The organism is Xenorhabdus koppenhoeferi (assembly GCF_900116635.1).
GTDB lineage: Bacteria > Pseudomonadota > Gammaproteobacteria > Enterobacterales > Enterobacteriaceae > Xenorhabdus > Xenorhabdus koppenhoeferi.
Window position 1 is genome coordinate 53,020 of record NZ_FPBJ01000015.1, and the last position, 17,124, is coordinate 70,143.

General features: G+C 45.3%; 23 protein-coding genes. 22 read left to right on the forward strand and 1 reads right to left on the reverse strand.

Features of this window, described 5'->3' with window-relative positions; all coding sequences use genetic code 11:
- Positions 1 to 250 precede the first annotated feature (250 nt).
- From BM329_RS06710 to BM329_RS06755, 10 genes are all read left to right on the forward strand, one after another.
- Positions 251 to 463 carry a hypothetical protein gene (locus BM329_RS06710; RefSeq protein WP_092550685.1) on the forward strand — a complete coding sequence of 71 codons (213 nt, stop codon included), beginning with the start codon at positions 251 to 253 and terminating at the stop codon, positions 461 to 463.
- 231 nt (positions 464 to 694) lie between these two features.
- A complete protein-coding gene (locus BM329_RS06715) occupies positions 695 to 898 on the forward strand; it encodes a tail protein X (RefSeq protein ID WP_092550688.1) in 204 nt (67 codons plus the stop codon).
- A 9-nt stretch (positions 899 to 907) separates the two neighbouring features.
- Positions 908 to 1,171 (forward strand): hypothetical protein, encoded by a 264-nt coding sequence (locus BM329_RS06720; protein WP_092550691.1) that lies wholly within the window; start codon positions 908 to 910, stop codon positions 1,169 to 1,171.
- Between the two features lie 34 nt (positions 1,172 to 1,205).
- Positions 1,206 to 1,709: a lysis system i-spanin subunit Rz gene (locus BM329_RS06725; RefSeq protein ID WP_245759026.1), complete on the forward strand. Its 504-nt coding sequence runs from the start codon at positions 1,206 to 1,208 to the stop codon at positions 1,707 to 1,709.
- A 171-nt stretch (positions 1,710 to 1,880) separates the two neighbouring features.
- Positions 1,881 to 2,642 (forward strand): phage baseplate assembly protein V, encoded by a 762-nt coding sequence (locus BM329_RS06730; protein ID WP_092550697.1) that lies wholly within the window; start codon positions 1,881 to 1,883, stop codon positions 2,640 to 2,642.
- On the forward strand, positions 2,639 to 2,989 hold the full coding sequence (locus tag BM329_RS06735; RefSeq protein WP_092550700.1) for a GPW/gp25 family protein: 351 nt from the start codon (positions 2,639 to 2,641) through the stop codon (positions 2,987 to 2,989). Before BM329_RS06730 ends, BM329_RS06735 begins: the two co-directional genes overlap by 4 nt.
- A 37-nt stretch (positions 2,990 to 3,026) precedes the next feature.
- Positions 3,027 to 3,935, forward strand: a complete 909-nt coding sequence (locus BM329_RS06740; RefSeq protein WP_092550703.1) for a baseplate assembly protein — start codon at positions 3,027 to 3,029, stop codon at positions 3,933 to 3,935.
- The gene (locus BM329_RS06745) at positions 3,928 to 4,536 is read left to right on the forward strand and encodes a phage tail protein I (RefSeq protein WP_092550706.1); all 609 of its coding nucleotides are present in this window, start codon (positions 3,928 to 3,930) and stop codon (positions 4,534 to 4,536) included. The genes BM329_RS06740 and BM329_RS06745 overlap by 8 nt, the downstream gene beginning before the upstream one ends.
- Positions 4,533 to 5,666 carry a phage tail protein gene (locus tag BM329_RS06750; RefSeq protein WP_092550709.1) on the forward strand — a complete coding sequence of 378 codons (1,134 nt, stop codon included), beginning with the start codon at positions 4,533 to 4,535 and terminating at the stop codon, positions 5,664 to 5,666. Before BM329_RS06745 ends, BM329_RS06750 begins: the two co-directional genes overlap by 4 nt.
- 1 nt (position 5,667) lies before the next feature.
- Positions 5,668 to 6,087, forward strand: coding sequence for a tail fiber assembly protein (locus BM329_RS06755; protein ID WP_092550712.1), 420 nt, complete (start codon positions 5,668 to 5,670; stop codon positions 6,085 to 6,087).
- Positions 6,088 to 6,408: 321 nt separating this feature from the next.
- Here the strand turns inward: BM329_RS06755 and BM329_RS06760 are convergent, their stop codons facing one another.
- Entirely contained in the window at positions 6,409 to 7,080 is a 672-nt protein-coding gene (locus BM329_RS06760) for a phage baseplate protein (RefSeq protein ID WP_245759027.1), read from the reverse strand.
- A gap of 418 nt (positions 7,081 to 7,498) precedes the next feature.
- Between BM329_RS06760 and BM329_RS06765 the strand changes: the two genes are divergently transcribed.
- The 12 genes from BM329_RS06765 to tnpC all read left to right on the forward strand — a co-directional run bounded on the left by BM329_RS06765 (position 7,499) and on the right by tnpC (position 16,869).
- Entirely contained in the window at positions 7,499 to 8,671 is a 1,173-nt protein-coding gene (locus BM329_RS06765) for a phage tail sheath protein (protein ID WP_092550715.1), read from the forward strand.
- A gap of 11 nt (positions 8,672 to 8,682) precedes the next feature.
- Positions 8,683 to 9,201, forward strand: a complete 519-nt coding sequence (locus tag BM329_RS06770) for a phage major tail tube protein (RefSeq protein WP_092550718.1) — start codon at positions 8,683 to 8,685, stop codon at positions 9,199 to 9,201.
- An 82-nt stretch (positions 9,202 to 9,283) separates the two neighbouring features.
- Entirely contained in the window at positions 9,284 to 9,601 is a 318-nt protein-coding gene (locus BM329_RS06775; protein ID WP_092550721.1) for a phage tail assembly protein, read from the forward strand.
- A gap of 14 nt (positions 9,602 to 9,615) precedes the next feature.
- On the forward strand, positions 9,616 to 9,735 hold the full coding sequence (locus BM329_RS06780; protein ID WP_038239265.1) for a GpE family phage tail protein: 120 nt from the start codon (positions 9,616 to 9,618) through the stop codon (positions 9,733 to 9,735).
- Positions 9,728 to 11,581, forward strand: a complete 1,854-nt coding sequence (locus BM329_RS06785) for a phage tail protein (RefSeq protein WP_092550724.1) — start codon at positions 9,728 to 9,730, stop codon at positions 11,579 to 11,581. The genes BM329_RS06780 and BM329_RS06785 overlap by 8 nt, the downstream gene beginning before the upstream one ends.
- Positions 11,578 to 12,084 carry a phage tail protein gene (locus BM329_RS06790; RefSeq protein WP_092550727.1) on the forward strand — a complete coding sequence of 169 codons (507 nt, stop codon included), beginning with the start codon at positions 11,578 to 11,580 and terminating at the stop codon, positions 12,082 to 12,084. The genes BM329_RS06785 and BM329_RS06790 overlap by 4 nt, the downstream gene beginning before the upstream one ends.
- The gene (locus BM329_RS06795) at positions 12,081 to 13,310 is read left to right on the forward strand and encodes a phage late control D family protein (protein WP_092550730.1); all 1,230 of its coding nucleotides are present in this window, start codon (positions 12,081 to 12,083) and stop codon (positions 13,308 to 13,310) included. Before BM329_RS06790 ends, BM329_RS06795 begins: the two co-directional genes overlap by 4 nt.
- Positions 13,311 to 13,405: 95 nt before the next feature.
- A complete protein-coding gene (locus BM329_RS06800) occupies positions 13,406 to 13,642 on the forward strand; it encodes an ogr/Delta-like zinc finger family protein (protein WP_092550733.1) in 237 nt (78 codons plus the stop codon).
- 240 nt (positions 13,643 to 13,882) lie between these two features.
- Positions 13,883 to 14,218, forward strand: a complete 336-nt coding sequence (locus tag BM329_RS06805; protein ID WP_092550736.1) for a plasmid pRiA4b ORF-3 family protein — start codon at positions 13,883 to 13,885, stop codon at positions 14,216 to 14,218.
- 80 nt (positions 14,219 to 14,298) lie between these two features.
- Positions 14,299 to 14,931 carry an IS66-like element accessory protein TnpA gene (gene tnpA / locus BM329_RS06810; protein ID WP_092550739.1) on the forward strand — a complete coding sequence of 211 codons (633 nt, stop codon included), beginning with the start codon at positions 14,299 to 14,301 and terminating at the stop codon, positions 14,929 to 14,931.
- Positions 14,931 to 15,278: an IS66 family insertion sequence element accessory protein TnpB gene (gene tnpB, locus BM329_RS06815; RefSeq protein ID WP_092550742.1), complete on the forward strand. Its 348-nt coding sequence runs from the start codon at positions 14,931 to 14,933 to the stop codon at positions 15,276 to 15,278. The genes tnpA and tnpB overlap by 1 nt, the downstream gene beginning before the upstream one ends.
- Before the next feature lie 19 nt (positions 15,279 to 15,297).
- Positions 15,298 to 16,869: an IS66 family transposase gene (tnpC, locus tag BM329_RS06820; protein ID WP_092550745.1), complete on the forward strand. Its 1,572-nt coding sequence runs from the start codon at positions 15,298 to 15,300 to the stop codon at positions 16,867 to 16,869.
- The last annotated feature ends 255 nt before the right edge of the window (positions 16,870 to 17,124 follow it).

Below are 17,124 nucleotides of genomic sequence, written 5' to 3' on the forward strand. Positions count from 1 at the left end.
ATTATTTACATCAATAATATAATAGACGTTGTACATATAAACTAAATAACTCTAGAGATGAAAAGGAGTGGTATAACAAAAGTAGCAGGGTGTTATTAGTAAATATTTCCATAAAAGTAATAAATGATAGTTACTTACTATTAAATTTTATCCTTATAAAAGAAAAAAACCACTTTAATTTTTTTCCAATTAAGTGCACTGTATATATATACAGTTTTATATGGGGGCGGGTATATCAGTGGAATCTCTTATGGAATCATTGGTAGCACAACGTATTAATTTTATTGCCAGAATGGCAACAAGTTGCGAATGCAATCATGCGGAAGACAAAGAACTGGCTTTGGTTTGGATAGCGGAATTATCCGCACATTATGAAAAAAGACTCAGTAGTTATCAAAATTCATTAAAAAACAACTTATTAGATAACGATGTGTTGGGAAGTTCGGGTTCAATAGAAGAATAGATTTGGCGGGAGAAAAGAATGCGAGTGGATATACTTTTCGATAGGCAAGCTAATATTTCTGAAGTAACCATGTCTGCACTTGAAAGTGAAATAAATAGAACAAGTAAACGAAACTGTTGTCTATTTTTGTGCCACCAGCCTAACAAATTTCTCTTATTGAGGCATATTCCTGATTATTCGATCATAACTCTTCGATTTACAGACTGTTTTCTGCAAAAAAAAGGAGAGTATATGCAAATTATCGCACAACAAAATGAAACGGTTGATTCCATATGCTGGCGTTATTATGGACGTACGCTGGGAATGACAGAACGCGTGTTACAGGCAAACCCAGGATTGGCTGATTTTGGCGCGGTGTTGCCTCATGGAACAAAAATTGAATTGCCGGAGTTCATGCCAGCAGCCAGCAAGCCCATTATCCAGCTTTGGGATTAAGAGGCATGTATGGATAAATACAGCCATGCTACTTATACCTGTGCCAGTATCAGTGCTATTTTTTCCGGCCTGTCTTTATATGAATGGAGCTTTATTCTTGGGGCGTTTGCCAGTATCACCCTCGGTATTCTGACCTATCTGCTCAATCGTAGAGAACAGATGAAACGAACCCTAATTTTGAAAAATATTCTGGAAAATTTGAAATTAGAACCCGCATCTAAATCGACCAAGATTGTCAGCGAGCTGATCAAACAAGCACCGAAAGATTTGTAGTATGCAGGTTAACTGGCTTGTCGGAATTGGAACGATGAAAAAAACGTCTTTAATTGTCAGTCTGGTGATTGGTGGGATTTCTGGTTGGTGGGGACATTGTTCCTTATTTATCAGTGAATTGGCAGGATTGAAACAACAGCATGCTGCGCAGCTTGTTGCTATCAACCAACAAGCGCGTTCAGAAACTCTGGCAGCCATCCAACAAATGAAAGAAGCACAAAATCGGGCTGCGAAACTGAATGAATACTATTCAGGAAAATTAACTCATGTTACCGAAGAAAATGCTGCTTTGCGCACTGACATTGCTGCTGGTTATCGGCGGGTGCAAATCGCCGCCGCCAACCTTGCTACCTGTCAGCTCACCCAAGACCGAAATACCAGCACCCGCAGCGTGGGCGATGGAGCCCAAATCGAACTCACTGCAGAAGCTGGACGCGCTATTTACGATATCCGAGCCGGAATCATCCGCGATCAAACCAAATTAGATTACCTGCAACAGTACGTGCGTGACGTTGTCCGGCAGTGTAAAGCAGAGTGATTGTATCCCATCAAGAAAGCCTTCTTCTGTAATGAAAGAAGGCTTTTATTTTACTGATTTAATTTGATTTTTATTCTTTTTTGTATGCCTGTTCCTACAAGCCCAATTTAATGTTGCATCTGTTTTTTCATGGCATTCTTACGCCATGAACATACTGCTAAGGCTTATATTATGAATGCACAACTTACTGAAATAACGCGCTTATTACGTAATCTGATTCGAATAGGAGTTGTATCAGAAGTAGATACGACAAAAGGTATGTGCCGAGTTACATCAGGTGGGCTTAAAACTAATTGGATACATTGGTTGACATCCAGAGCAGGGCACTCCCGTACATGGTGGGCACCCAGTATCGGCGAGCAGGTTTTATTATTGTCCATAGGTGGTGAACTGACCACCGCCTTTGTATTGCCTGCAATTTTCTCAAATGAGTTTCCGGTACCATCAACTTCTCCTGAAGCGACCCATATCCAGTTTCCAGATGGAGCAATGATGGAGTATGAACCACTGTCAGGAGCATTGACTGTTCGCCACATCAAAACTGCAAAAATTGAAGCTTTAGAGTCTATTGAAATACACGCTGGTAAGGAAATCAAGCTGAAAGCCCCGAAAATCGGGTTAGAAGCTCTTGTAGAGATCGGATTAAAGGCTGGTGTAAAGATCGGAATGGATTCTGGTCTGGAGTTCGGAGTAAAAGCGGGAAGAGAGATCGGATTAAAGGCTGGTCAAGGGATCGGATTAAAGGCTGGTGAAATTGGATTAAAAGCTGGTGAACTCAAGATGGAGGGAAGTGCGGTTGAGCTGAAAGCGAAGAAAGGAGAAATCGAGGGTGATATTACACACTCTGGAGGAACATTCAAGTCTAATGGTGTGGTGGTGCATACCCATACACACCCTGTGCCAGCACTTGGAATGTCAGGAACTCCATTATGATGTACTTAGGAATGAACCGACAAACAGGCCGGGAGTTGACAGATCTAGCACACGTCCGGCAATCCGTCAGCGATATTTTATTAACTCCCGTGGGAAGCCGTATTGCACGTCGTACCTACGGCTCTTTATTACCTGAACTGATCGACTGGCCACAGAACTCAGCGCTCCGGCTTCAGGTTATGGCGGCCAGTTATACCGCAATCAGCCGCTGGGAACCCCGTGTGACGCTAACATCCATCACGATGGAAACCGGACAGGACGGCAAAATGGTGGTGGATATCACGGGTACTTATCATCAATCCGTCAAGGAATTTTCACTCTCTATTCCGGTGAGCTATTCCCGGTAAGACTATTCCCGATAAGACTATTCCTGAGAGGTAAAGCATGCCAACAATCGATTTAAGCCAGTTGCCACCGCCGGATGTAATTGAGCCGCTGAATTATGAACAACTGCTGGAAGAGCGTAAAAAAGGATTGATATCGCTTTATCCAGCAGAACAGCAAGATGCTATTACACGAACCCTGCAACTGGAATCAGAACCTTTGGTCAAGTTGCTGGAAGAGAATGTTTATCGTGAACTGCTCTTACGTCAACGCGTTAACGAAGCCGCCCGTGCAGTGATGGTGGCCTATTCGACAGGCAGCGATCTGGATCAATTGGGTGCGAACAACAACGTATCCCGCATGGTTCTAAGCCCTGCGGACAACTCAACCATGCCACCGACTCCAGCAGTGATGGAATCTGACAACGATTACCGCGTACGCATTCCGCAGGCTTTTGAAGGCTTGAGTGTTGCGGGGCCTGTAGGTGCCTATGAATACCATGCCCGCAGTGCGGACGGCCGTGTCGCAGATGCTTCGGCTATCAGCCCATCGCCTGCCAACGTCACTGTGACCATCATGTCTCGTGAAGACAAAGGGGTGGCATCGAAAGAATTGCTGGAAAAAGTCGAAAAAGCACTGAATGACGAAGACGTGCGTCCAGTGGCGGATCGTCTGAAAGTCCAGTCAGCGAGCATTGTGGAATATGAAATTGATGCGGTGCTGTACACCTTCCCGGCACCGGAATCAGAACCGATCCGCAAAGCGGCTGAGCAGAGGCTGAAAGAATACGTTGGAGCACAACATCGCCTGGGGCGTGATATTTGCTTGTCGGCAATTTATGCCGCATTGCATGTGGAAGGCATCCAGCGCGTGGAACTGAAAAACCCGCTGAAAGATGTGGTACTGGATAAAACCCAGGCTTCTTACTGCACCAAAACTACATTGACGATGGGAGGCTCAGATGAATGATCGCCTTCTGCCGATGGGCTCTACCCAGCTAGAACTGGCTGCGGCCAAAGCCTGTGCCGAATTGCAGAAGATCAACGTGCCGCTGCGTGAACTATGGAATCCAGACACCTGTCCGGCATCGTTGTTGCCTTATCTGGCATGGGCGTGGTCAGTGGATCGCTGGGATGAACACTGGTCTGAAAGCACCAAAAGAGAAGTGATCAAAAGCTCGATGTTCCTGCACAAGCATAAAGGAACGATTGGCGCGGTTCGACGGGTAGTTGAACCGCTGGGGTATCTCATTCGCGTAAAGGAATGGTGGCAGACCAACGATAAGCCGGGCACCTTCCGGCTGGATATCGGTGTACTGGAAAACGGTATCACCAATGAGATGTTCGAAGAACTGGAAAAACTGATTTCTGATGCCAAGCCAGTCAGCCGGCATTTGATTGGGTTGGATATCAATCTGGATACAAGCGGTGAGTATTACTACGCGGCAGCCAGTTACGACGGTGACGAGCTGGTGGTTTACCCCTATTTCCCAGAACAAGTGACGATATCCGGCTTAGATGTTGTGGGTGCAGGAATACATATTATTGATGACATGAGGATTAGACCATGAGTACCAAATATTTTGCGGTGTTGACGCAGCTAGGCGCAGATAAGTTGGCGAATGCTACGGCATTGGGTACAAAAATTGAAATCACCCATATGGCCGTCGGTGATGGTGGTGGCAGCCTGCCGATACCGGATACCAGGCAGACCAAACTGATTAATGAAAAGCGTCGTGCGGCAATCAATACGTTGAGCATAGATTCAAAAAACAAGAACCAGATCATCGCCGAGCAGATTATTCCTGAAGAAGAAGGCGGCTGGTGGATCCGTGAAATCGGCCTGTTTGACAAAGATGGTATTTTGATTGCCGTCGGGAACTGTGCAGAAAGCTATAAACCACAATTACAGGAAGGTTCCGGCCGTACCCAGACCATCCGCATGATTTTGATTGTCAGTAGTACAGGGGCGGTCACTTTGAAAGTTGATCCATCTGTGATTCTGGCGACTAGAGAATATGTGGATGGGGCGATTGAAGCCCACGCTAAAAGCCACAATCATCCTGACGCAACGTTGAAAGAGAAGGGATTCGTCATCCTGAGCAATGCAATAGATAGCAACAGCGAAACCCATGCAGCAACTTCGAAAGCGATAAAAGTAGCGTATGAGAATGCGGATACTCGTCTGGAGAAAAACAAGAATGGTGCAGATATTCCAAATAAAAATGAGTTTGTGAAAAACCTCGGTTTAATGGAAACTGTGGAGCAAGCACAAAAGGCGGTGCCTGAGAGCAGGACCATTAACGGGAAACCATTATCGCGAGATGTCACATTAATTGCCGGTGATGTAGAGGCCTATACGAAAACGGAAGTGGATAATAAAATCCAGAATATTGGGAGTAAGAATACCGAGCTTAAAGCACAAAATGGGTGGTGGAAATGCGGGGATACTGGGATCATTTTCCAGTGGGGTTATTCTAAAGGCCTTCTGGGAGAAAGCAGAGAATGGATAACATTTCCCATAACATTCCCGGCAATTTGTTTTGGCGGACTGGCAACCCCTGTCATGTTAAACCGTACTAATGGATTAGTTGGTGCTTATTTTGCAGGTGCTGATCGTTTAGGGGCGTGGGTGGTGATTGACCAAGCGCAAAACACATATGAGGAATCAAAACTTTTTTGGTGGGCAGTGGGGTATTGATATGCATTATGTCTATAGTGCAAAAACAAATTCATTCTATGCCATAGCCCTAAAACAAGATTATATTGACGCTGGGCACTGGCCTGAAGACGGAATAGCAATCAGTGATGAAGATTATAATTGGTGCCTCCAACCGCCTGTGGGAAAACAACGGGTGTCGGGAAACGACGGACACCCTAAACTGATAAATATCCCTCCGCCCACACCGGAGGAATTCCAACGCCGGGCAGAGCGGGAAAAACTGCACCGCCTGTCACAGGCTGCAAATAAAATCGCTCCATTAAACGATGCCGTTGATTTGAATATTGCCACTGACGAGGAAAAATCAGCACTAGCCCAATGGCGGCATTACAGGGTGCTAATCAATCGGGTCGACTGCTCTACCACCCCCGATATCCAATGGCCTGAACAGCCGAAGTAAATACAGGGGCTTGATGCCCCTGATTAACTAATCCAGTTTCTTAGGCCAATGAATGTTAGGACGGTAGAAATATCAATGAGAGTTAATGCAATACTATATAATTCCAATTTATTCAGTAGCTGTACCTCATATTACGTTTGACAGCACGTTCCAGTTTGAGTATTAGTTTCATTCAATAATACCTATTTTTCTGTTCTGCTTTTTTTTGCAATTCATCAACAGTTAAGGCTGGTATATTAGCCCATACAGGAAGTCCATCATCACCAACAATACGTATTTTTCCTTCTGGAGGTTAGCTTAATGAAATAAGCCATTATTAATTCATGCCGTACGATACCATCCCATAAGCATCACGTATGAGTTCATAATATTAATTGCAGAGCTTTCACCAATATTATTGGTCGTACCATTAAATGAGTGGTTATGAACCCCATTCACAGACGTTGTACCAGTCCACATTTTAGCAGCCTCAAAATTTACTGTTGAAGTAAAGCCCTGTCCACGGCTACGATGTGTTCTTTCCACAATTTGTCTTGTTTCTGTAAATGCTCCAGTAGACGGAACTCCTCCTACCATTTCGCGGAATACCATATTACCTACGATATTCATCGTACCACGGGTATGAGCGTGCTCCCCCGCATTATTGGTATTACCTGAGAATTTATGATTATGAACAGGCATTTGTTCAGTAGTCAGTGTAATAGAATCACTACCACCCGTTAATAAAAGATCTGAGCCAGTTGAAGTTGCTAACCGGATAGTTTTATTTTCACCAATATATTTCCATGATGTATTGGGAAACAAACTGTTTGGGTTTTTATTCTGCGCAAACCATACAACAATCCCTATGGGATACAACATATCTATAGATACAGCGTTAGCCAAAGCATCAGTTATCGCTTTTTGGCTCATAACCTGCTCAGCCGAGTTTCCTGTAACTTGCACAATAGATGATTTAGGCAATGCTTTTTGTGCTTGCTCCACAGTTTCCATTAAACCGAGGTTTTCTATAATCCTTTGATCCCGGCGATCCGACGCTCAAATCACCTCCCATATACTCTGAAAATCAATAAACAAAGTCTCAAATAAGCCACTTTTGGCTATTAAAAAATAACCAAAATAGCTAATCACATATAAAAACGCAGATAAGTATAAATAATGAACTAATTATTGATTAATAAATAACTCAACCTGGTATTTTATTCAATCAACCCCAATAACCATCCAATAACACCTGTAAATATCCTCAAAAACATCCTGATAATTAATATTTATTAATTCAATGAATTGATTGATTTAAAAGGAAAATGTCTAACTGTATTTGTATCCACCACCACACATTTCCTATCGAATGATTTCACCCGTCCGGTACGTCAATATAGCGGGACACCTTAACAGGAGAACCGCTAATATGGCACAAGACTATCATCACGGCGTCCGTGTACAGGAAATCAATGAAGGTACTCGTACCATCACTACCGTTAGCACCGCTATCGTAGGTATGGTTTGTACTGCCTCTGACGCAGACGAAAATACATTTCCATTAAATACTCCAGTTCTGCTTACTGACGTTATGAGCGCCAGTGGCAAAGCAGGGGAAAAAGGGACTTTGTCTGCATCACTGAAAGCAATCGCAGCTCAGGCTCAACCTGTCACTGTCGTTGTGCGTGTTGCTGAGGGCGAGTCCGAAGAAGCCACCATTTCCAATATCATCGGTGGTGTCACTGATGCAGGTAAGAAAACCGGTATGCAGGCACTGTTGGCGGCGCAAAGCCAGCTCGGTGTTAAGCCTCGCATTCTGGGAGTTCCGGGTCTGGATTCAAAAGCAGTGGCTATTGAACTGGCAAGCATCGCTCAGAAGCTGAAAGCAATGGCTTATGTCAGTGCTTATGGCAGCAAAAATATCTCTGAAGTGATCAAGTATCGCGACAACTTCAGTCAGCGCGAGCTGATGCTGATTTGGCCTGATTTTTTGAGCTGGGATACTGTTACCAATAGCGAAGCTACCGCTTATGCGACTGCACGTGCTCTGGGTCTGCGCGCTAAGATAGACCAAGAAACTGGCTGGCATAAAACACTGTCCAACGTTGGTGTCAACGGTGTGACTGGTCTGTCCGCTGATGTTTTCTGGGATCTTCAAGATACTGCGACTGACGCTGATTTGTTGAACAAAAGTGGCATTACCACGCTGATCCGCAAAAATGGCTTCCGTTTCTGGGGCTCCCGCACTTGTGCTGATGATCCACTGTTCCAGTTTGAAAGTTACACCCGTACCGCTCAGGTTCTGGCCGACACAATGGCTGAATCACACATGTGGGCTATCGATAAACCGCTGACTCCATCACTGGTGCGCGACATTATCGAAGGTATTAATGCTAAGTTCCGTGAACTGAAAGCCGGTGGCTACATCATTGATGGCCGTTGCTGGTACGACGATAAAGCCAACGACAAAGATACCCTGAAAGCGGGCAAACTGACCATCGATTACGACTATACACCTGTACCGCCACTGGAAAACATGATGTTACGCCAGCGCATTACAGATAGTTACCTGATGGATTTCGCTAAAAGTATCAATAACTAAGGGGCTAACTGATGGCATTACCTCGCAAACTTAAATACCTGAACTTGTTCAATGACGGCAACAACTATCAGGGCATCGTAGAAGAACTGACGCTTCCTAAGTTAAGCCGCAAGCTGGAAGCCTATCGCGGAGCCGGCATGAACGGCAGCGCAATGGTGGATCTGGGGCTGGATGAAGGCGCACTGGATGCGGAATTCACTCTGGGCGGCGTTGAAGCTCAACTGTACAAACAGTGGGGCATCGCAAAAGCCGATGGCGTTATGCTGCGTTTCGCTGGCTCTTTTGAGCGCGAAGATACCGGTGACATCATTGCAGTTGAAGTTGTGATACGTGGTCGCTTCCAGGAATTCGATCACGGCACTTATAAACAAGGTGATAACACACAGACCAAGATCACCGCCAAAAACACTTACTTCAAACTGACATGGGATGGCGAAGAACTGATTGAAATCGACACCGTCAACATGGTTGAGAAAGTCGGCGGAGTCGATCGACTGGAGCAGCATCGCCGCGCTATCGGCCTTTTTTAATCGCTTTTTTTAATAAAACTTATTTCCTGTCTCTTCGTGTCTGTTGAGACAGGTTATCTAATCGGATAAACAAGGTTGAACCATGACAGAAACACTGAACACTCAAAATGACGATCTGCGCACCATCGAATTGGAAGCGCCACTGGCGCGGGGCAACGGTGAAATCACGGAAGTGATGATACGTAAACCGAACAGCGGAGCATTGCGCGGTGCACGTTTACAGGCACTGCTGGAAATGGATGTGGATTCTATGCTGCTTATCCTGCCGCGTGTTACCACCCCTGTATTGACCAAAAATGACCTGATGATGATGTCACCTGGTGATCTGATTAATCTCAGTGTGGAGGTGGTCAATTTTTTGTTGCCGAAGTCGGTCAAGTCCGATTCCCAGAACGATTAACCGTTGATGAATTGGTGGCAGATATCGCCACCGTTTTTCACTGGTCACCGGCAGTCACAGATGAAATGCCATTGCCGGAACTGTTGGACTGGCGGCATCGGGCCATTTTAAGAAGTGGTGCAGAAAATGAGTAATATACAGTCACAGTTAAATAAGGTACTGAGTACCGTAGGAAAGCTGACCAGTTCCTTTAAAAATTTTCAACAGCATCAAAAAAAGCTGGTAGGTTCAGTTGATAAAATACATAGCCTGTTTAAAATGCTTAATAAGACTGTTGAGAACTTAAAACCCGTTGAGAACTTAAAGCCTATTGTGGGTTATGCGCAGGAAACTGCGCATATACGCACCGATCTTAAAGCTTATACTCAAACAATTAAACAATCTTTCTCTACGCGGCCAAATTCCCCACAAGTAATACAGGTTAGTGCCGCCAATCAATCAGCCAATATTATTCAAACCACCCGGATTATTAAACAGGAAAATTCATCCAGTAAGAAAAATGAATTTAATCTTGGTGTAACTGGAAATATGACTAACAATTTTCCATTGTTAGATAAACTGGTCATTAATATTAACCCAAAGATAACAGTTTTATTTGGCATTCTGAATAAAATCAATACAACTTTGAAGTTAACTACGAGTTCAGTAAAAGCCGTATTTCAAACTCTGCTTGGTCATATACAAATCTTTAGCAGTATTGGTATCAAGGTATTTGACTCGTTAAGAATTAATTTAAATATATTCGCACTGTTGGGCAATCAGACACTGGAAAATTTAAACATCAGTTTGAAGGCGTTCGCGCAATTAGGAACCGAGGCTTTGGAAGCGCCAAGAGCCGTCATGGACTTTTTTGGTAAAACCGGAAGCCAAGTTTTTGGCTCACTTAATGATGGTGCTGATTTGTTATCTAATAAAGGAGATAGAGATACTTTTGGAAACCAAAGAAAAAGCTTGGGGTTACCAGGCAATATAGGTCAAAAAGTTTTTGGTGTTTTGGGTAGTGGAATAAATATTCTGGCAAGCATTGGCGCAAAAAGATTATCTTTATTTACAGCTTTATGGGAAAGCATTAAAAATATCTTCAGCGGTGCTTGGGAAGGAATCAAAAACCTTGTTAATACTACATGGGAGGGTATTAAGAGTTATTTCATGAATGGTGGATTAATCGGAATTATCTACCAAAATTGGGAAACAATTAAACAAAGTGTCTTAGAGGCTTGGGAATTAGTTAAAGCGACAATAAGTGGAGTCTGGGAATCTGTAAAACAGAATACATTAGAAATATGGGGAAACATCAAAAAATCAATTCCAGATAAATGGAATGAAATTGTTGCCGATATTCAAGCTATTCCAGAAAAATTAAAATCTGTCGGTTCAGAAATAATCGACAGTCTGTTAACAGGTATTCAAGAAAAATGGGGATCCTTGAAAGATAAAATTTCCTCTATTACTGACGTATTTACATCGTGGTGGTCTGGCGATGATAAAAAGGAAATAACGGTAAAAACTTCTCAGGAAATAACCAAGAGTGAATTCGCTGAAAAAGCGAAGCAAATTAGCGGCCTTTATAATGACGGTGGTTTTATTCCCGCAGGAAAAATAAGAATTGTCGGTGAATATGACCCTGAACTTATTAATGGCCCAGCTAATGTAACCAGTCGGAAAAATACGGCCAGACTTGCTGCCGTGCGGCTTGCTGTTGGCTCAATGTCATTGCCTGTTGCGGCGCAGGATGCACCGTTGCAGTTGCAAAGTTTGCCTGCCCACGCTTATAAGGAAGTTCAAACGAAGAGAGAGCGGAGTCAGCCACAGCTATTTGGTGGTGAAACACCGCAATACAACATTTATGTCTATGGATCTCAGGGACAATCCGCTCAGGATATCGCCCGTATAGTCAGACAGGAACTGGAACAACGGGAACGCGCACAGCAAGCCCGTATGCGTAGCTCATATTCTGATAAGGAGGAATTCTTCTCATGATGGCTGCACTTGGTTTATTTGTTTTTATGTTGAAAACAACGCCTTATCAAAGTTTCCAGCATAAACAAAGTTGGAGACATGCCTTCAATAGCCGTGTGGGAGCACGGCCTACATGGCAGTTTGTTGGTTCGGATAACGATACGATAACGCTGTCAGGTGAACTTTATCCTGAATTAACGGGCGGATCTCTTTCTCTGGCTGCATTGACGTTAATGGCAGACAGTGGCAAAGCATGGTCTTTCATTGATGGTAGTGGTGCGATTTATGGCATGTTCGTTATCGAAAGTATTGATGAAACAAAAACGGAATTTATGTCTGGTGGGGTAGCGCGAAAAATCAGTTTTACACTGACTTTACGGCGTGTTGACAACAATTTGTCTGAAATGCTTGGAGATTTACAGGATCAACTTTCTGATCTCAAGAAAGATTTACCTAATTTTCCCAAGAAAATTTCTGCTTTCAGCGATGAAGTTGTTGATAAATTCAAGGGGGCACTCTCATGATTGATGCTGAAAAATGGATACAGAATACTGCTTGGGTTCCTCAATTTGATTTGATCACCGGAAAGACCAGTAAGCCTGCTTTCCGTCTGGAAATTAATAATGAGGATATCAGCGGGAAAATTCAATCACGCTTAATGTCGTTAACACTGACGGATAACCGCGGTTTAGAATCAGACCAGCTCGATCTTGAGTTGGATGATGCGGATGGTCAGCTGGTGCTACCTCGCCGAGGGGATATTCTCACATTGGAACTGGGGTGGCATGGCCACCCCTTAACGCCAAAGGGAAAATTTGTTGTTGATGAGATTGAACATAGCGGAGCACCCGATCAGCTGACTATTCGTGCCCGCAGCGCAGATTTTCGTGGTGATCTGAATGTCAAACGTGAGCAGTCTTATCATAAACAAACGTTAGAGAACATTGTGAGTACTATTGCTGCGAGAAATCAGCTGACCTTTAAAATCAGTCAGGAATTGAAAAGCATCTCCATGCATATTGATCAGACTAATGAATCTGACGTAAGTTTTCTGACACGGGTGGCAAAGCAGGAAGGGGCGATTGCCTCAGTAAAAAATGGTGAATTGTTGTTTATTAGACAAGGACTGAATAAAACGGCAAGTGGTCAGGTTATTACACCTGTACTGATTACTCGTAAATCAGGGGACAGCCATCGTTTTTCTCTATCAGATCGCGAAGCTTATACTGGTGTCGTGGCTCAGTGGATGGATACACGTACGACCAAGAAGCAGATAGTGCAATTGAGGCGGTTGGAATCAAAGGAAGGAAAAGCCAAAATTATCGTTGAATATAAAAGCAGCGAAAATAGAGAAACTAGTCTCAATATTGAGGCTAGTTTATCTCATGAGGAAAAGAGTGAGTCAAAGACGGAACATCATCAAACAACAACGGTACAGCAAGAATCCTCAGACTATTTGATGGGAACTCAAGAGAATATTCTGACTCTTTCGCGCAATTATCTCAACCAGGAAGAGGCAGAACGTGCTGCTAAAGCCGTTTGGGAAAAAATGCAACGAGGGGCTGCGCAGTTTTCTATCATACTAGCGGTGGGGCGTGCTGATATTTATCCGGAAACGCCTATCTTGCTTAAAGGGTTTAAGCCACAAATTGATGGCACACATTGGACGTTGGTTAAAGTAACCCACAATCTCAATGACAGTGGTTTTACAACGGCATTAGATCTCGAAATAAAAATCAATGAAGTTTAAATGAACTATTGATCTCAATATGAGATCTTTAGTATATTGTTCACCAAACGAGATAATGTTATTTCAAGACAATGATTTCAAGAAAGGTGAAAAATATGATTAAGTGTCCTCTGTGTGGTCAGTCAGCGCATACTCGTAGCAGCTTTGAGCATTCAAGCGAAACAAAGGAGCGTTATAACCAATGTCAGAACATCAATTGTGGAGCAACGTTCGTCAGCCATGAAACCTTTGTACGTTTCATTTCTAAGCCAGGTGAAGTCCAAAATGTCACGCCTCATCCAAAGGCAAGCACTAAGAGACAACCTCGCCAGAAAGCCGCTGTCGCTAATTAATAAAAACGTAAATAACGAAAAAACATTGTTCCAATTTTTGCCACCGTTATGGTGGCTTTTTTGTGGATGTTTAGTTGGATTTGGTTCTCTTATTGAGAACCTATCAGAACGCCCGCTTGTTAGCAAAGCAGGCGTAAAACTATTGGCAGAGTTACTTGGAGAGCATGAAATACTGTGGGGTATCCCTTTAATCAATTAATATGATCGTCCTCATCATCATTGTGACAAAGGGAGAAAACAATGCCTGTCTATAAGATCAAAGTGGCTATTCGAGATATTAGTCCGATGGTTTGGCGACGTTTTCGTCTTCACAGTAACATGTCACTTGGGGCTTTCCATTTTCTGCTGCAGTTTGCTTTTGGATGGGATAACGACCATCTTCATACCTTTCATATTCACGGTAAAGACTATGGTATTCGCTATGAAGGCGGACTGGTTTTCTATGATAATCCTTGGACAATTTCGCTTGCCTCATTTCAGTTTGAAAATCGCGATAAGTTTACTTATGAGTATAATTTTTTCCGCCACTGGTTGTTAGATATCCGTATTGAAGCGATTGAATCAGATCTAAAGTAAGCGGCTCATTTAGACCGTCTATCGGTATTTCCCTGATTCGGGGAAAATAATGTCCATCATTTCTAATGGACACTATCGCTATGAAATATCGGACACTGCTCCTCGATGCACTGCGCTTACATTTTGATGAACACCTATCCAGGCTCGATGTTGGCCGTCGGCCTGGGATCCCCAAAAGTACCCTTTGCGATCTCTTTGTTCGCTTCAAAAAGCAGGGAATTAGCTGGCCGTTGCCTGATAACATGACCGCCGATAAGCTCGAATCGCAGCTTTACCCCGGACGTACCCATGCCGTCAGGCTTGATATCCCTGAGCCGGTTTTAGCGGATGAACCCGTTGTACGCAAGCGGTCACGCCGCCCAAATTTTCCACTTGCGTTTAAAATCGCCCTGGCCGAAAAATCACTGCAACCTGGCGCCAATGTCGCACAACTGGCGCGTGAACACGGCATCAACGACAACCTGTTGTTTAACTGGCGTCACCTTTATAAACGCGGACTTCTGTGTCCCCGGGATGACCGTTCATTGCTCCTGCCCGTTACCCTGTCTGAAATCACTGTGCCTGTTAAACCGCCGCTCCCCGCTATGCAGCAACCCGCAGACAGGGAGCCTTGCTGTGAACTGGAGCTTCCCTCCGGCATACTGCGCATCCGGGGTGAACTGACTTCCGAACTGCTGCGTATGCTGATCAGTGAAATGAAGGGGGGTGTCTAATGAACATATTGCCAGCAGGCACGCGTATCTGGATCGTGGCAGGCGTCACTGATATGCGCAACGGGTTCAACGGCCTGGCCTCAAAGGTGCAGAACGCACTGAAAGATAATCCGTTCTCCGGGCAGGTCTTCATCTTCCGTGGTCGCCGGGGTGATAGGCTTAAGGTACTGTGGGCTGATGCCGATGGGTTGTGCCTGTTTACCAAACGGCTTGAGCGTGGATGCTTCGTCTGGCCGGTGACCCGTGAGGGTAAAGTCCATCTGACGCCCGCCCAACTGTCCATGCTGCTTGAAGGCATCAACTGGAAACACCCGCAGCGGATGGAACGACCTGGTATACGGATATAACTTGCGGTAAAGTGAGGGAATGGATACCTCATTCCCTGATGATATCGCCCGGCTGAAAGTGCGGCTGCGTGAGCAGATGGCCGCTAACAAAATACTGGCAGAAAACAATCGCCTGCTGTCCCAGCGGGTGGCCTCTTATGCCAGCGAAATTAGCCGCCTGAAAGCCCGGGTGGTAAAACTGCAGCGTATGCAGTTCGGCCAGCGTTCAGAAAAAATACGGCAGAAGACTGAACGACAGATACGCGAAGTGCAGGAGCACATCAGTCACCTTCAGGAAGAAATGGCTGACATCCAGGGTGAACAGCCCGACCCGGTACTGCCTCCTGCGCTGCGGCAGTCCTCGTCACGAAAACCGTTACCCGCCACGCTGCCCCGCGAAATACAGTCGCTCCCTCCGGCAGAAAAAAGCTGCCCTGAATGTGGCGGGGAACTGCATGCGCTGGGTTGCGATATCTCAGAACAACTCGAGATCATCAGCAGCGCCTTTAAAGTGATCGAAACACAACGCCCCAAGCTGGCCTGCGGTCGGTGTGACGGCATAGTCCAGTCACCCATGCCGTCCAAACCCATTGAACGCAGTTATGCCGGCCCTGGTCTGCTGGCGCGGATCGTGACCGCAAAGTTCGCAGAGCATACGCCGCTGTACCGTCAGTCGGAGATATACAACCGACAGGGCGTGGCGTTAAGCCGTGCCACGCTGGGTCGCTGGTCCGGGGCGGTGAGTGAACTTCTTGAACCCCTGTACGAGGCGTTACGCCAGTATGTCCTGATGCCGGGCAAAGTCCATGGCGATGATATCCCCGTGCCCGTTCAGGAGCCAGGCAGCGGTAAAACCCGGACCGGCCGCCTGTGGGTATACGTCCGCGATGACAGAAATGCAGGCTCGGTCATGCCGCCGGCCGTGTGGTTCGCATACTCAGCCGATCGCAAAGGCGTTCACCCGCAACAGCATCTGGCAGGCTACAGCGGCGTTCTCCAGGCAGATGCTTACGGCGGGTACCGGGCGTTGTATGAAACAGGGAATATCACTGAGGCCGCCTGCATGGCGCATGCCCGACGTAAAATCCATGACGTTCACGTTCGTTCGCCAACAGCAATAACGACGGAAGCCCTGAAGCGGATAGGTGAGTTATATGCCATAGAAGCAGAAATCCGGGGTAGCCCGGCAGAAGAACGACTGGCATTAAGAAAAGAGCGCAGCGCTCCGCTGATGCAGTTGTTGTTCGACTGGATACAGCAGCAGATGGCAACGCTGTCGCGGCACTCGGAGACAGCGAAGGCGTTCGCCTACATGCTGAAGTTATGGGACAGTCTGAACGAGTACTGCCGTAACGGCTGGGTGGAGATCGACAATAATATCGCGGAAAACGCCCTGCGTTGCGTCGCTGTTGGGCGAAAAAACTGGTTGTTCGCGGGTTCTGACAGCGGAGGTGAGCGGGCGGCCATCCTGTACTCATTAATCGGCACCTGCCGGCTTAATGGTGTAGACCCGGAAGCGTGGTTGCGGTACGTCATCAGCCATATAGCTGACTGGCCATCAAACAAGGTACATGAGCTGCTTCCCTGGAAACTCAACCTTACCAACATCTAATCGTCAATACGGTTCAAATGAGCCGCTTACTTTTGATCTCATAACCTGAATTTTGAATCGCAATTTTTTGTCGCGCAGAATTTTGTTCAGCAGAGCTGATACGAATATAAGCATAAATCATAGAGTAATCCATAAAGGTTATAGAGGTTTTTATAATACTCTCTAGTACTACAGCCGTAATCCATATTGTGCCATGATGGGGCTCTTCTTCCTTAAATAAAAGGCGGTGTCACATGTCATCCCCTGCCAAAATCT